The following is a 13,664-nucleotide window of genomic DNA, read 5'->3' as shown; positions in this document are numbered from 1 at the left end:
CGGGTGGTGGGGACCCGGATACAGTCGTCTGGCGTCGGATGGGCGGCCACGGCACTATTGCGGATATCCGTGTGTCGCGCGCCGTAGCGATGAGGAAGGGCCGAACCGTATGAACGATCCGCAGCAGGACAAGCCCGAGGGAACCGACGAGGCGCCGGATGTGACCTTCCGGATGCAGCCGGGCGGCTCGGACGGTCCCTCGGATGCGGCGTCGCCGGACACTCCCGCACCGGACGGGGCGTCCGCCGAGACCGAAGCGGCTCCGGAGCAGTCGGTCGAGGAGCGGGCCACCGAACTCACCCACCAGGTCGCGCGGGAACTCGCGGTCGCCGGACCCGAGGGCTGGGCGCGGCTCGAGGCGGTGTTCTCGATGACGGTCGCGGGCGGCGTCACCTACGTGCTGTATTTCGACGACGACGACCGGGTGGTGCGGGCCGATCCGTCCGACGAGGTGATCGAGCACGTGCGGCAGCTGCGCGACGTCTCCGCCGGGCTCGGTGACGGGCCGTGGTGGCGACTCGTGTTGCGGCTCACCGTCACCGGGCAACTCGAGGCCGACTACGACTACGGCGACGACCCCTTCCCGGACGAGCAGATGCTCATCCCCGAGGCGTATCGCGCCGATCTCGAGGCGTACCCGCGCCGCCACCTGCCGGTCTGGCTGGCCGCCTACATCGGGCACGGGAACCGGCAGTGGCGCTCCCCGCAGGACGCCGCGAAACAGGCTCGCGCGGACCGGGATTCGAACCGCGCGCCGGTGCGCTCCGAGAACGACTTCCCGGTGCTGCCGGTGCTGTGGGCGCGGTGGGCGACGATCGCGGCGGCCTTCGTCGCCGTCGGCTCGGAATGGGGTCCGCGAATCCTTCCGGCGCTGGGCGTCTTCGAGGGTTCCTCGCGCAGCGGCTCGACCCTGTACGTGCTGCCCGGCGGCCGCGCGGTGCTCTCGGGCGGCGTTTGGAACGCCCCCGAACTCGACGCCGCCTACAACCAGGGCGCCGCGCTGCCCGACCTGTACGCGGGCGCGCCGGACTGGGTCGCCAACCAGGTGCTCAATCCGCGCGCGGCGCGCGGCGTGCTGTCGTTCTGCTACTGGTGGGAGCGCGGCGCCTGGTATCGCGGCGACTCCCCGAGCTCGGAACACATCAGCGCCGCCGTGCCCGGCGTGTGGACCGCCGACACCGTCGCCGATGTGGTGTGCGGACTGCTCAGCAACGATCCGAGCGACGAATTGCGGAGCGCGGCAAGCAATCTCGTGGCCGCCGCCGAGGCGGGCGTGGTCACCCGCGACACCCTGACCGCACTGTTCACCGATCCCTCCGACGATATCGACGGCGCGCTCTACCAGCTGTCGCTGGCCGGTCTGGTCACCTCGGTGCCCGAACCGATCTCCGAGGAGCGCGCGATCAGCCGGGTCCGCGAGCACATCCGCGGCCTCGACATCGACACCTCCCGTTACCCGGTGGACGAACTGGTCGCCGAACGCCTCAGCGTCGGCTGGATGGTGTTCGTGCCGACCGCGCCGGGCGAGATCGCCATCGGCCGCGCGATCTTCTACATCGCCGACGACGGCGTGATCGAGCAGTCGTCCTCGTCGGTCGCGCCGTCGATCTACGCCGAGGGGTTCGAACAGCGGTTCCACCAGCGGCAGACGAGTGCCGCCGCGGATTCCCCGGTGCGGTGAGCGTCGTCAGACCCGCTCATCCTTGATCGCCCGGACCACCTCGGCGATCTCGGCGTTGATGAGATCGACCAGTCTGTCGGAGTCGACGCCCCGGGCGATGCGCGGATGGTCGAAGTTGATCACGCAGCGGCCGTCGTCGATCAGGTCCCGCAACTCCAGTTGCCGTCGCAGCACACCGCGCGGGCCGAATCTCGAATGCCCCTGCACGATTTGGATCAGGCCGATGGTGCTGAACGGCAGCGCGAGAAAACGGGCGGATTTGCGGTCCACCGTGTCGTCGAAGGTGTCGAATACTGCCGATTGGACATATTCGTAGTCGTCGCCGTTCCGGGCGCCGTTGGTCGCGGTGAGCACCAGATCCGCGAACCCCGCGGCGGGGGCCTCGGGCAATTCGCGGACCACCGCGTTGGCCAAGGCGATCGCCTCGCATTCGGTGATGACGAAACCGGCGCTGTGCCAGATCGTCTCACCCGGCAGCTGCCGGACCACGAAACCCCGGTCGCCCTTGCGGGCCCCGTACAGTCGCACGCTGTGCTCCGGATTATCCGGTTCCCGCTCGTCGAGCGCGCGCACGGTCACCTTGAGGTCCGGATCCGCGAGCGTCTCCAGCACCTCCTGGAATTCGTGGTCCGGATCGGCGAACAATCGTTCCCCGGCACGGTGTTTCGCGTGATCGAGTTGGTCCTCGGTCCGGGGAGCCACGTAGGACAGCGGAATCGGGAGGAAATCGTTCTGCACGGATTCCCACAGCACGAGGAACTCCATGTCGGTGAACTGCCAGGTACGTGTCATCGCTCCACAACGGGTTTCGCGACGACCGGCGCATCGCCGAGGGCTTCGTCGAGGTGCTCGACCGAATCCAGGTAATCGGCGCGCTTGCGGTCCTTGGCGCCCTGCTGCCCGGCGGCGCCGTGGCCCATGGGGCCCATGCCGCCCGGCGCGCCCATTCCGCCTGTGCCCGCGGCGATTCCGGATCGAGCGGCGGTGAGGCCCTGCGCGTCGGCCGCCACCGCGGCACGGGGGAACAACCTCGACGCCTGCAACACCTCCTGGGGTTTGGGTGTCCCGAGGCCGCCGACACCACCACCGGCGCCGCCACCGCCCTTGCCGAGACCGCCCCCGCCGCCCCCGGCGGCGTTCTTGGCCGCCTCGAGAGCGTCCTCGGGCAACCCGGCCAGCGACGAAAGCCCGGCCGTCGCAGCGCGTTTGGCCTCCTCCTGTTGCGCCTGCGAGAACGCCTGCTGCGCGGCCTGCATGCCCTGTTGCAGTGCCTGCTGGGCGGCGGACATCCCCTGCGAAAGCGCCTGCTGCACCTGCGACATCGTCTGCTGGGCCTGCTGTTGCTGCGCCGCCCGCTCCGCCTGCTGCTGGGCTTTCGCCTGGGCCTCCTGCTGCGCCTTGTTCGCCGCGACCTGCTGGGCCTGTTCCTTCCGCTGCTGTTCGAGCGCGGCCTTCTGCTGCTGTTCCAGCTCCTTCTGGTACTTCTCCTGCGCCTTTTGTTGCTGCTCTTCGAGTTTGCGCTGCTGCTGTTGCGCGGCCGCGGTGTTCTGGGCGGTGGGGGATCCGGTCGGATGGCTTCCGGTCGGCGAACTGCCCGTCGGGCTCGAGCCGGTCGGGCTGCTGCCCGTGGGATGTCCGCCGGGCGGGTTGCTGCCGGTCGGATTGCCGGTGGGATCGCCGGTCTTGCGGGGATCTCCGCCCGGCGGCAACGCCTTCAGCGGCTTCGTCGGGTCGGGTAGCGAGAACATCGAGGAGGCGGCGGTGGTCAGCGTGGGGCTGTAGAGCGAGTCCATGATCGACGCCGCCACGGCCCGGGCGGTGTCGTCGTTGACCTTGTCGAGGGTGTCCCCGTTGCTCGACGGGTGTGCCGGGTCGACGTTGTTGACGGCGGACTGGACCTTCTGCGCTGCCGTGCCGAGTTGGCCGCATGCCCAGCTCAGGGTCTTGCCGACGGCGTCCATGTACTGCGTGAGCGGCTGTGTGCTCGCCGCGTAATTGGTGGTCGCCGCCTCGGCCGCCTCTTTACCCGTGCCTTCCCAGCTCTTGCTCAGCGCCGACATCTGACTGGACAGATCGCCGAACGCGCGGGTCAGTTCCGTGGACAGCCGACACCAGGTCCACGCGATGAACATGTTCTTGGGTGCGGCATCGTAAGCGCTGGTGGCGAATCCGCGCATCTCGTCCTTCCACCCGATGGACATTCCGGGTTCGGGCGAGATCGCCACGGCGTCGGGCTGAAATCCCTGCTGTCGATATTGCGAGATCTGATCCGAGTTCGGCGGCTTGTCGAGATATTTGTCTTCGACCTTGAGATCCTTGTTGTGCGGGTTGTCGCCGAGGTACGGATCCTGCCAGTTGCGGCCCTTATCGATATCGAGCGGGCCGTATTTGAACTTCTTCGGATCGATGTGGTACTTGCTCGCGCTGCCCTTGTCGACGAAACCCTTGAATCTGTCGGCGGAATCGCCGTCGGTGCCCTTGTATGTTTTGTCCACGAGGACGAAGGCCTTGCCCAGATCGGTGAGTGCCTTCTCCTGATTGCTCAGGATGTCGTCCAATTCCTTACCGCGCCGGGCGAATTTCTGGGTCAGCAGCTTGCTCTGGGGCAGGCTGCTGAGGTCGTAGGGCGAGCTGAGGTGGTTGTTGTTGGCGTCGGTGCGGATGTCCTTGATCAGGGCGAGGATGTCGGCGACCATGCCCGCCAGCATGTTTCCCTGGCCGTCGGGCAGGACCAGCCGCTTGCCGCCGTTCTCCATCGAGCCGTACCCGCTCAACACCTGGCCCAGGTCCGGATTCTCGTCACCCACCGCGAAGTCTCCTCATCGATTCGACGCCCGCGAAGGCCCCCGCCGTAGTCGGCTGTCGCCCCACGCGCGACCGGCGCGAGCCGGCGCTGGTCGTCCCATCACGGTCATCCTGACACAGATTCCGGTCGGTCGTCAGCCACCGAAACCCGTGGCCGCCTGCCGGATCTCGTTCCGTCATCGTACGCTCCGGCCGCACCGTCCCGAGTACCCTGAGTTGTCCGACAGGTATCGGGGAGCGGAAGGACACGGGTGATCCGATGAGTGACGAACCGGCCGCGCCGGTCGAGTGGAGTGCCAGTTCGCGCAGTGGGTCGATCACCGTGCGGACCACCGAACAGGGCCTGCCGCTGGGTGTTTCGGTGGAGCCGGGCGAGCTGCGGCGCAACCCCCGGGAGCTGGCGGCCGACATCGTGCGGCTGTGCCGCCAGGCGGCCAATCGGGCGGCGCTCGCGCGGCGGCGGGAGTTCGAGCAGGCCGGGGTGGATCCGGCCATGTTGCGGCTGATGGGACTGCCCACCCCCGAGGAGGTGGCGCTGGCCGAACAGGCCGAGCAGGAGGAGTACGAGACCGAGCCGGAGAGCTGGCTGCGGTCGGTGTGAAAGGTGTTGCGCCCGTGTACGAAACGATGGACGAGCTGGAAGACAGCGTGCGCCGCCGGTTGTACCGGATGCGCGATCTCGGCGATCGGATGGCCGCCGTGCGCGCCCGGGAGACCTCGCCCGACGAGATGATCTCCGCTGAAGTGGACGGAAACGGGGCGTTACTGAATCTCGAACTGTCGGAGTCGATTTCCCGGCTGTCCCCGGCCGAATTCGAATCGGCGCTGGTGGAGGTCGTCATGGCGGCGGCCCGTCGGGCGTTCACGGAACGGGCGGATCTCATCAACGAGTTCAACGAAGAGATGAGCGGGACGTAAATTTACATTGCCTTAAGCCTTGCCCACGGTTCTCGGGGGGCGCTACGCGTAGCGGGATGTCGGTGGGTCTGCCTACGATAAGGCAGGATCAATTGCCTGAATGGATCGGGGATTTCGATGGACGTGCTAGCAGCGTCGCCTGACGCGATTCGTCGATACGGCGATACCTCGGCGGCGATGGCCACCACCGTGGCGACCCTGGCGGGAGTCGATCAGGCCGCGTCGGTCGCGGCGGCGGTTCCGGTGTTCGGTCTGATCGGGCAGGACTTCCTGCTCGCCTTCGCGGGTGCGCAGGCCACCCACCTGAGCTCGGTCGCCGAACTGGCCGCCGTGCACGCGGGCACGGCGTTGACCGCCTACGAGGGCGCCGCCACCTACCAATCCACCGACGACGCCTCGGCGTCGAATCTGGGCGCGGCGACGAACGACCAGCCATGACCGGTCCGCTCGATCCGTCGATCATGGATCTGCTGCGCGGCAGCGCCATGGCGCCCATGCTGGACAAGCCGATCGGCCAGATCCTCAGCGACATGGGCGTTCCCGCGCTCCCGCAGATCCCGCCCGCGCCACCGCTGCCCGGTATGCCACCCATGCCGGTCATCGACATCGCGGCGCTGGCGAAACCGCTGACCGATCTGGCCGCGGCCTTCGGCACGGGCCAATTCCCCAGTGCCGCAGCGCCCGCCGCGGCGCCGGCCCCGCAGAACGCGCCGGGCGGCCAGCAGAACGCCGCCGCCCCGGCCCCGCCACCGGTGGACCCGACCCAGGTCATGCAGGCCGTGTCCACGGGGATGCAGACCGTGATGCAGCTCGGCATGTCCGCGGTGCAACTGGCGATGACGCTGTGGCAGGGCATGGGCGCGGACTCCGCCGCCGCGAAACAGACCGCGGCGCAAGGGGATGCGGGCAAACTGGCCGAGCAGAGCGGGCAGCAGAAGCTGATCCTCGGTCAGGGCGCCACCTCGGTCGCCATCGGCGGCGCGCTGATGACGGGGATCATCGGCAAGTTCACCACCACGGCCGCGCTCACCGCGCCGTTTTTGGGCACCCCGCCCGGGGCGGCCTTCCTGACCGAGGCGGCCATCGAGAGCATCACCGAGGCGCTGGCCGTGACGGCCAAGACGCGCGGTGAGATGACGGTCCACTCGGTCAACATGACGCGCGCCGGGGCCAAGGTTCCGGTGACCAACGCCCCCACGGGCGTCAAGTCCACCGAGGGCCTCCAGCAGTTGATGCAGCTGATCCAGCCGCTGGCCCAGGCCGCCAGCGCGGGCGCGCAGGCCGCGAGCAAGCTGGGTCCGGCGGCCAGCGCCCTGAGCGCCCCCACCGCGGCCACGCCGATCACCGACAAGGCCGCGCTGGAACATCTTTCGGCCGCGCACGGCGGTGGCGGCGGCGCCGGGGGTGGCGGTGGCATCGGCGGCGGAATCGGTGGAATCGGCGGCGGCGCGACGCCGTTGAGTCCCTTCACCGGAACCCGCGTCGCCAGCGGCGTCGGGCCGCTGTCCGGCACCGTCGGCGGCTTCGGAACCGCCTCGGGCACCGGCGCTCCCGTGTCGATCACCCCCACCTCGGCGGCGTCCACCGCCGCGGGCGGTCCGGGGATGATGCCGATGGGCGCGGGCGCGGCCGGTGCGGCCGGAATGGGCTCGCGCGCAACGAGTTCGGATGTGGAACACCAAGCGAACCTGGTCACCGGCGCGCACGGGGACGAGGTCGTCGGTCCGATCGAGGGCGTCTCGGTGCCCGTGGTCGGGGCGGCCGGGCAGGCGAGCGAACCGCCGCCCGACAAGGAACTGACGCTGTAGCGATGGCTCGAATGGATTAGTGAGGTTGTCATGGCCGAGACGGCGAACTTCGCGGGCGTGTACTTCGACCCGGCGGCGGCTACCGATGCGGCCGCCCGCCTGGACGCCCTGGCGCAACGGCTGGAAGACGAACTGCGGCAGAACCAGACGGCGCTGACGGTTCCGGCCGCCGGCGCCGACGAGGTGTCCGGGCGCGCCGCGCAGACGATGAACGGGGTCGCGGACTCGTTCACCGAGAGCGTGAGCGCGGGCATCCTCGAACTGCGCAAGCTGGCCGCGTCGCTGCGGGCCCAGGTGAACCACGTCGGCCGCGTCGAGAGCGACACCGCCGCCGCCGTCGGCGGCACGCGATCGGCCTGAGCGAGCCCGGGACAATCGACATGATCGAACCACCGAAGCCCGGATTCACCGGGGTGGTCTGGGAGGCGCGCGAGGCCGGGAAACTGGCCACCGACCTCACGACCGGCCCCGGCCCGGTGCCCATGGCCGAGGCGGGTGCGGCGTGGGCCCGCCTGGCCGCGGCCTTCGGCGCGGCGGTGGTCGAATACGAGGTGATCCTCACGGCGTTGCGCGGGGCCTGGCAGTCCAGCGCGAGTGACGCGGTGCACGAACGCATCACGACCCTGCGGGACTGGCTGGGCGACACGGCCGGTGCGGCCGCGAACAATTCGGCGCGCGCCGAGGCGCAGGCCGCGGCCTACGAACTCGCGCGGCTGACCATGCCCAACGCCGGGGAGATCGCCGCGCTCGAGGCGGTGCAGCGCTCGATCGAGCAGATCGGCACGGCGATGGGCGCGCCGATCAAGGCCGTGGCGGCGGCGACCGACACCGAGGCCGACGCGGCCAAGGCGACCGCCTCCCGCGTGATGCGCACCTACGAGGCCGCCACCGAACCGCTCGCGACGCCGTGGACGCACGTCGATCCGCCGGAACTGACCGCGGGCACCTCGCTCGCCGCCGAACAGGCGGGCGCCCCCGCCGCCGGGCCCGCCGCGATCACCGGCATGAGCGGTATGCCGACGCTGCCCACCGGCGGCTTTCCCGCGGGCGGCTTCGCGATGCCCGCGCCGATCAAGACCGCCTACCGCGCCCCGCTGCCGGTGCAGGCGGTCGAGACCACCGAAGTTCCTGTCACCCAACAGGTTTCGACATCCTCGCCGTATTCGTCCACCATGCCCGGCGCGATGGGCGGTCCCGCCGGGGCCGCCGCGCCCGCGCAGGGCGAGGAGGAACACCGCGCCGGACTCGCGCTCGAGGGCGCGGACGAGATCGGCCTCGAGGGCGGAATCGTCAGCGCCCCGGCGGTATTGGGCGCGCCCGCCACCGACACCGCCGCGCCGCGCGCGACCGGAACGGGGGCGGCCTGATGGCGACCCTGACCAACGACGAACTGTTCGCGGTGGCCCAGCGGCTCGGGGTGCAGACCCTGCCGCTGGTGCTGGCCGTCGCGCCCGCGCACGAATCGTTCGACGACTGGACCGCCGCGCAGGAGCGGGCCGTGACCACGCTGACCGACACCGGGGTGTTCGACTCCTACGGTGAGGTCGAATCCGATCTGGCCCTCGCCCTGCACGCGCTGACCCAGCCCGAGCGGGAGCTGGTCGCGCGAATCTTCCTCGCGGGCAACGACTCCGGCGAACCCGCCCGGGTCGTGCGGGTGTGCGTGGTGCGGCGCGGGGAACAGCACGCGTTCGCGGTGCGCACCGGCGACAGCTTCGCCATCGAGCCGGTGTGGGCGGACGGATCCGGCGCCGCGCTGGCCCGGCCGATCCTGACCGCGCTGGGCGCGTGCGCCCCCGCCGAGGTGGCCAACTTCAGCGCGCCCGCCGACGAACTGAGCGAGCGGCTCGACGCCGCGGCGACAGCGAGCGACTACGCCGACACGTTCTACGCCCTCGGCGTGCCCGACCGCGACGCCACCGTGCTGGGTTCGGCCTTCGCGTCGTGTCACGCCTTCGCCGAGATCGTGGCCTACGCCCACGACGACGGTATCGCCACCGGATCCTCCGGCGCGGTCGCGGTGTACGACACCGACCGCGGCCGGATCGTCGCCGCCCCGGGGCTGGCTCCGGATCAGCGGATCTGGTCCACCGTCACACCGGGCACGGATCACCGGATCGCGCAGGCGATTTCGGCCCTGATCGAAATGCTGCCCGGGGGGAGGTGGCTGCAACCGTAATTGTCGCGAATCCAGACGTGATTTCCCCGATTCGGTGGAAACGCACCGACCATTCGAAAAGTACATCCATGACGAAAGGGTCTGAAAAATGGCAGGCGCAGTAGGTGTAGAAGCTGGTGGCGTAGACAAAGTCGTCAGCAATATGGAGTCCTCGATCAACAACCTTCGCACCTCGGTGAAGGCGATCGACGACGCCGCTCAGGCGGTTCGGCGTGGCTGGAAGGGCGACGCCAACGACGAGTTCATGAAGGTTTCGGCGGACTGGCACGACGAGGCCGAGGCGCTGAACAAGAAGCTCGACCAGCTGCAGGACGCGGTCAACTCGGGCAAGAACACCATCGTCAGCATGGACCAGCAGGGCCTCAGCGGCGCCGGGGCCAGCAGCGGCGGCGGCTACACCAACCTGTAAATCGCTGCCCCGGTAGCGGTTCGGTCAACCATCGACAGAAGGAACTGAGCATGACGATTCTCTACGATCCGGGCGCGATGAACGAGCTGTTCAGCGACCTGCAGAACCACGGCGGCAAGATGCGCGGCGAGATCGACGCGCTCGAGGGCGCCGCCAACGATTTCCGCGCGAACCTGCAGGGTGACAACGCCATCGAGAACTTCAACACGGCGCACAAGAACACGTCGACGGAGTTGGGCGACACCCTGGACAAGCTGGACCGGCTGGCCGCCGCGGTCGAGAACGCGCTGCACCGCGCGCTCGAGGCCGACGGCAAGGTCGGTGACGGCTTCGCCGGTTTCTGAGTTCGCCGAACCACTCGGCGGCCCGGTCGGAGGAGACTCCGGCCGGGCCGCTGTCGTTCCCGGGTTACCGTGTGGCAACCAAGGATTCGCCGATGTACTGCATCTCGTCGGGCGTGGTGACCATGTAGACGGTCGCGGCCGCGGCGGGGGTGCGCACGGTGATGAGGTTCGGCGTGGCCGCGTCCTGGGTCAGCGTCACATCCGCCTCGAACGGGGCGGCGGCGTCGTGCGGGCCGCGCACGTAGAGGATCGTCGCGCCGCCGGGCAGGGCGGTGGGCGCGATCCCGTCGAACACCACCACCGTGGTCTGCGGATAGGGCGAACCGGGCTGCGCGGGCGGGGTGGGCGGGCGCTGGCTCGCCGCCGCCGAGCGCGGCGCGATCGAAAGGGCGTGCGGCGCGGCCACTCCCGAGACCATGGTGTGCCACGCCTCGGGACGCACGGTGTGCACGACGGTGGTGGCGCCCAGCGCGATCGCCCGCAGCACCACCTGCTGCGCGAGGTCCAGCGCGCCGACGACCTCCAGGTGGCGGGTGCCCTCACCGATCAGCGGCACCGCGATGGCGCGACCGGTCTGGTCGGCGCCGATGAGCTGGCCGCAGCCCGCGGTGGGCACGGTGATGTCGGCGAGCGCGTCCAGGGGACCGCGGTTCTCGTCGCCCTGGGCGCGGCTCGGGGTGCCGGTGGGCAGCGTGTCCAGCAGGGCGCGCAGCTGTTGGCCGGGCAGGCGGCGCAGGCCCGGCAGCGGCGGGCCGTCCGGGGCGGCCACGGTGTCGAAGCGGACCACGGCGGTGAGGGCGATCAGGGTGCGCTCGTCCTCGCGGTGGCCGGGCCGCGGCTCGATCGGCCGCAGCCGCAACGTGATCGTGGTCGACAGGCTCGGGGTCGCCCAGATCTCGGCGAAGCCCCGCGAGGTGATCAGCTCCTTGCCGATGGCGTAGCTGGTGAGATGCATTCCCTCCGAACGCAATGAGCCCGGGGTCTCGGTGAGCCGGTCCAGCGCGACCGCGCGGGTCATCTGGCGCACCGCGGAGTTGATCTCGCCCGCGGTCAGGACCGCGGTGGTGATGTCGCGAGCGGCCAGCCGGTTGGCGACGCGGCGGGTCGCGATGATGGCCGTGCGCAGCGCCCCGCCGCCGCCCCCGCCGCGGTTGTCCACGGCCTCGGCGTTGGCGAGCGGGTCCAGCCGCAGCACCAGCCACACCGTGCGCCGGGCGACGGCGGGCAGCGGGCCGAGGATGCGGTCGTAGAGCCAGGCCACCGGGCCGTTGCTCGCGGTCCGCGCGCCGGTGCTGATGATGTCGATCGACGACAGCGTGATGTCGAATTGGGTGAGGCTGCCGGCGATCTCGGTGAGCGGCAGCATCTGCTCGGTGCCCAGCGAACCGGGCCGCAGGAACGTCATGGTGTCCGGCGGCGGCTCGATGCGCAGCATGGTCACCACGTGGTCGCCGTCCCAGCGCACGCCGTAGCTGCCGCCCTCGGGCAGCGGCACGTCGAAGGCCGGGGCCGGTTCGGCGCCCGGATCGTGTTGCAGCCGGTACCAGCGGAAGGCCAAGGCGGCGGCCACCATTCCGGCCAGCGACCGAGGGGCCTTGCGGCGCACCGGAACCAGGCCCAGCGCCACCACCACGACGCCGATCGCGGCGATCGCCCACAGCGGCAGGTCGAAAACCGTTGCCACCCAGGTGGCCAGGGCCGCCAGCAGCAGCACCGGCAGCACCACGTGCAGCGGGAAGTCGCGGAACAGCCAGAAATCCTCGTCGCGCAACGCCGCCTGTGATCGTGCGGCGCGACCCGGGCCCTCGGGCGATCCGGCGGGGGGAATGGGATCTGCGGCGCGCGGGCCGGTGTACACGATCGCTTCTTCGACCACGGTTACCGGTCTTTCACAGTGTCGTTCAGAGGGTTCGCGAATACGTTACCCGTTCCCGCCGCGGGTGGCGGGGTGACTCCGGGACCACATAGTCTGATCCCGTGCCCGCACAGTTGACCACTCGTCAGCAGGTCAACGGCTACCGTTTCCTGTTGCGACGGCTCGATCACGCTCTGGTCCGCCGGGATGTGCGCATGTTGCACGACCCGATGCGGTCCCATTCCCGTTCCCTGATCATCGGCGCGATCCTGGGCCTGCTCGTGGTGGCGGGCGCGGCGATCCTGGCATTCCTGCGCCCGCAGGGTGCGATCGGCGACGCGCACATCGTGATGGGCAAGGACAGCGGCGCGCTCTACGTCGTCATCAAGGACAAGAGCGGCAACACCACGCTGCATCCGGTGCTCAATCTGGCCTCGGCGCGATTGATCAGCGGCAGCAACGAATCGCCGACCTCGGTGAAGGACAACAAGCTCGGTTCGCTGGCGCGCGGCCCGCTGCTCGGCATTCCCGGTGCGCCCGTGGCACTTCCGGGTTCCGGGCAGGGCACGCGATCGGACTGGACGCTGTGCGAATCGGTGAAGCTGTCGGCGACCGGGACGCTCACCAGCGGCGCGGGCACCACCACGACGGTGCTGGCGGGATCGCCAAAGTTGGGTCAGCGCTCGCGCGCGGCGAATCCGGGCGAGGCGGTGCTGGTGCGCCACAACGACAAGACCTATCTGGTCTACGACGGCAAGCGGGCCGAGATCGACACCGCCAACTCGGTGGTGGCCCGCACGCTGAACCTGGGCGCGCGGGCGGCCCGGCCGGGCGGCACGGGGCTGCTCGACGCGGCGGTCGCGGTGCCGCCGATCGCGCCGCCCGCGATCCCCCGGGCCGGGGAGCCGGGGCCGGGCAAGTTGTCGAATGTGCCTGTCGGCGGGGTCATTTCGGTGGCCGCGGTCGAGGGCGGCGGGCGTCCTGATTTGTTCGTGGTGCTGGCCGGCGGGGTGCAGCGTGTCGGGCCGTTCACCGCGCAGCTGCTCCGCAACGCCGACTCGCACGGGATGAGCGAGATCAAGACGGTGCCGCCGGACGCGCTCGACGGGGTGCCCACGATCTCCGACCTGCCGATCGCCCACTTCCCGACCGAGGTCCCCAAGGTGATCACGGCCGAGGAGGCGCCCGTGGCGTGTGTGGCCTGGGGCAAGAGCGCGGGCACGGTCTCGCCGCAGGCGCAGACCGCCGATCCGACCGATCGCGCGGAGGTGCGCCTGCTCGTGGGTTCGCGTCTGCCGCTGCCGGATTCGGCCAAGCCGGTCGAGCTGGCCTCGTCCTCCGGTTCCGGCGAGCACGTCGACAACGTCTACATCCGCCCGTCCACCGGCGAATTCGTGCAGACCACGGGCATGGAGTCGGGCAGCGTCCGCCGCGACAGCCTGTTCTACATCGGCGACAACGGCGTCCGCTACGGCATCCCCGACATGAAGACCGCCCAGGTCCTCGGTCTGGGCACCAGCCCGCACCTGGCCCCGTGGGCCATCGTCGGCCAACTCGTCCCGGGCCCCACCCTGTCCCCCCAGGACGCGTTGACCAGCTACGACACCCTGCCCGCGAGCCGCTGAGGGCCTACCCGCCCCCTGGACCGCCCCCTCCTGGTCCCTG

The 13,664-nt window shown here is 70.2% G+C and carries 14 protein-coding genes; 11 read left to right on the top strand and 3 right to left on the bottom strand.

The features are described 5' to 3' along the window. Positions 1–109 precede the first annotated feature (109 nt). On the top strand, positions 110–1,681 hold the full coding sequence (locus ACWDSJ_RS05995; RefSeq protein WP_450029580.1) for a hypothetical protein: 1,572 nt from the start codon (positions 110–112) through the stop codon (positions 1,679–1,681). A 6-nt stretch (positions 1,682–1,687) separates the two neighbouring features. Here the strand turns inward: ACWDSJ_RS05995 and ACWDSJ_RS05990 are convergent, their stop codons facing one another. Together ACWDSJ_RS05990 and ACWDSJ_RS05985 are read right to left on the bottom strand one after the other, a co-directional pair. Further along, the gene (locus ACWDSJ_RS05990) at positions 1,688–2,473 is read right to left on the bottom strand and encodes an ESX secretion-associated protein EspG (protein ID WP_450029578.1); all 786 of its coding nucleotides are present in this window, start codon (positions 2,471–2,473) and stop codon (positions 1,688–1,690) included. Beyond that, complete coding sequence (locus ACWDSJ_RS05985) at positions 2,470–4,488, bottom strand: hypothetical protein (RefSeq protein ID WP_450029576.1); 2,019 nt, start codon at positions 4,486–4,488, stop codon at positions 2,470–2,472. Before ACWDSJ_RS05985 ends, ACWDSJ_RS05990 begins: the two co-directional genes overlap by 4 nt. A 257-nt stretch (positions 4,489–4,745) precedes the next feature. On the opposite strand from ACWDSJ_RS05985, the gene ACWDSJ_RS05980 reads away from it, so the two are divergent. From ACWDSJ_RS05980 to ACWDSJ_RS05940, 9 genes are all read left to right on the top strand, one after another. Further along, positions 4,746–5,087 (top strand): hypothetical protein, encoded by a 342-nt coding sequence (locus ACWDSJ_RS05980; RefSeq protein WP_387362808.1) that lies wholly within the window; start codon positions 4,746–4,748, stop codon positions 5,085–5,087. Positions 5,088–5,101: 14 nt separating this feature from the next. Continuing rightward, entirely contained in the window at positions 5,102–5,404 is a 303-nt protein-coding gene (locus ACWDSJ_RS05975) for a YbaB/EbfC family nucleoid-associated protein (RefSeq protein WP_387362806.1), read from the top strand. A gap of 117 nt (positions 5,405–5,521) precedes the next feature. Next, positions 5,522–5,842 carry a type VII secretion target gene (locus ACWDSJ_RS05970; RefSeq protein ID WP_387362804.1) on the top strand — a complete coding sequence of 107 codons (321 nt, stop codon included), beginning with the start codon at positions 5,522–5,524 and terminating at the stop codon, positions 5,840–5,842. Continuing rightward, positions 5,839–7,212, top strand: a complete 1,374-nt coding sequence (locus ACWDSJ_RS05965) for a hypothetical protein (RefSeq protein ID WP_450029572.1) — start codon at positions 5,839–5,841, stop codon at positions 7,210–7,212. The genes ACWDSJ_RS05970 and ACWDSJ_RS05965 overlap by 4 nt, the downstream gene beginning before the upstream one ends. 30 nt (positions 7,213–7,242) lie before the next feature. After that, positions 7,243–7,572 (top strand): PE domain-containing protein, encoded by a 330-nt coding sequence (locus tag ACWDSJ_RS05960; RefSeq protein WP_450029570.1) that lies wholly within the window; start codon positions 7,243–7,245, stop codon positions 7,570–7,572. Positions 7,573–7,592: 20 nt separating this feature from the next. Continuing rightward, positions 7,593–8,579 (top strand): PPE domain-containing protein, encoded by a 987-nt coding sequence (locus ACWDSJ_RS05955; protein ID WP_450029568.1) that lies wholly within the window; start codon positions 7,593–7,595, stop codon positions 8,577–8,579. Beyond that, a complete protein-coding gene (locus ACWDSJ_RS05950) occupies positions 8,579–9,391 on the top strand; it encodes an ESX secretion-associated protein EspG (protein ID WP_387362797.1) in 813 nt (270 codons plus the stop codon). The genes ACWDSJ_RS05955 and ACWDSJ_RS05950 overlap by 1 nt, the downstream gene beginning before the upstream one ends. An 88-nt stretch (positions 9,392–9,479) precedes the next feature. Further along, positions 9,480–9,800, top strand: coding sequence for a WXG100 family type VII secretion target (locus ACWDSJ_RS05945; RefSeq protein WP_387362795.1), 321 nt, complete (start codon positions 9,480–9,482; stop codon positions 9,798–9,800). 50 nt (positions 9,801–9,850) lie between these two features. Further along, the gene (locus ACWDSJ_RS05940) at positions 9,851–10,144 is read left to right on the top strand and encodes a WXG100 family type VII secretion target (protein ID WP_387362793.1); all 294 of its coding nucleotides are present in this window, start codon (positions 9,851–9,853) and stop codon (positions 10,142–10,144) included. Between the two features lie 64 nt (positions 10,145–10,208). On the opposite strand, the gene eccE is transcribed toward ACWDSJ_RS05940, so the two are convergent. Further along, a complete protein-coding gene (gene eccE, locus ACWDSJ_RS05935) occupies positions 10,209–12,020 on the bottom strand; it encodes a type VII secretion protein EccE (protein WP_450029564.1) in 1,812 nt (603 codons plus the stop codon). A gap of 101 nt (positions 12,021–12,121) precedes the next feature. Between eccE and eccB the strand changes: the two genes are divergently transcribed. Continuing rightward, positions 12,122–13,624 carry a type VII secretion protein EccB gene (gene eccB, locus ACWDSJ_RS05930; protein ID WP_450029562.1) on the top strand — a complete coding sequence of 501 codons (1,503 nt, stop codon included), beginning with the start codon at positions 12,122–12,124 and terminating at the stop codon, positions 13,622–13,624. Positions 13,625–13,664: the final 40 nt, after the last annotated feature.

The organism is Nocardia sp. NPDC003482 (assembly GCF_053588115.1).
This window is presented reverse-complemented; position numbering and strand designations above follow the sequence as displayed.

Excerpts from the sequence above, each read along its gene's own strand:
- ACWDSJ_RS05995 (WP_450029580.1), top strand. The coding sequence starts at position 110 with ATGAACGATCCGCAGCAGGACAAGCCCGAGGGAACCGACGAGGCGCCG.
- ACWDSJ_RS05990 (WP_450029578.1), bottom strand. The coding sequence starts at position 2,473 with ATGACACGTACCTGGCAGTTCACCGACATGGAGTTCCTCGTGCTGTGG.
- ACWDSJ_RS05980 (WP_387362808.1), top strand. The coding sequence starts at position 4,746 with ATGAGTGACGAACCGGCCGCGCCGGTCGAGTGGAGTGCCAGTTCGCGC.
- ACWDSJ_RS05970 (WP_387362804.1), top strand. The coding sequence starts at position 5,522 with ATGGACGTGCTAGCAGCGTCGCCTGACGCGATTCGTCGATACGGCGAT.
- ACWDSJ_RS05965 (WP_450029572.1), top strand. The coding sequence starts at position 5,839 with ATGACCGGTCCGCTCGATCCGTCGATCATGGATCTGCTGCGCGGCAGC.
- ACWDSJ_RS05960 (WP_450029570.1), top strand. The coding sequence starts at position 7,243 with ATGGCCGAGACGGCGAACTTCGCGGGCGTGTACTTCGACCCGGCGGCG.
- ACWDSJ_RS05955 (WP_450029568.1), top strand. The coding sequence starts at position 7,593 with ATGATCGAACCACCGAAGCCCGGATTCACCGGGGTGGTCTGGGAGGCG.
- ACWDSJ_RS05950 (WP_387362797.1), top strand. The coding sequence starts at position 8,579 with ATGGCGACCCTGACCAACGACGAACTGTTCGCGGTGGCCCAGCGGCTC.
- ACWDSJ_RS05945 (WP_387362795.1), top strand. The coding sequence starts at position 9,480 with ATGGCAGGCGCAGTAGGTGTAGAAGCTGGTGGCGTAGACAAAGTCGTC.
- ACWDSJ_RS05940 (WP_387362793.1), top strand. The coding sequence starts at position 9,851 with ATGACGATTCTCTACGATCCGGGCGCGATGAACGAGCTGTTCAGCGAC.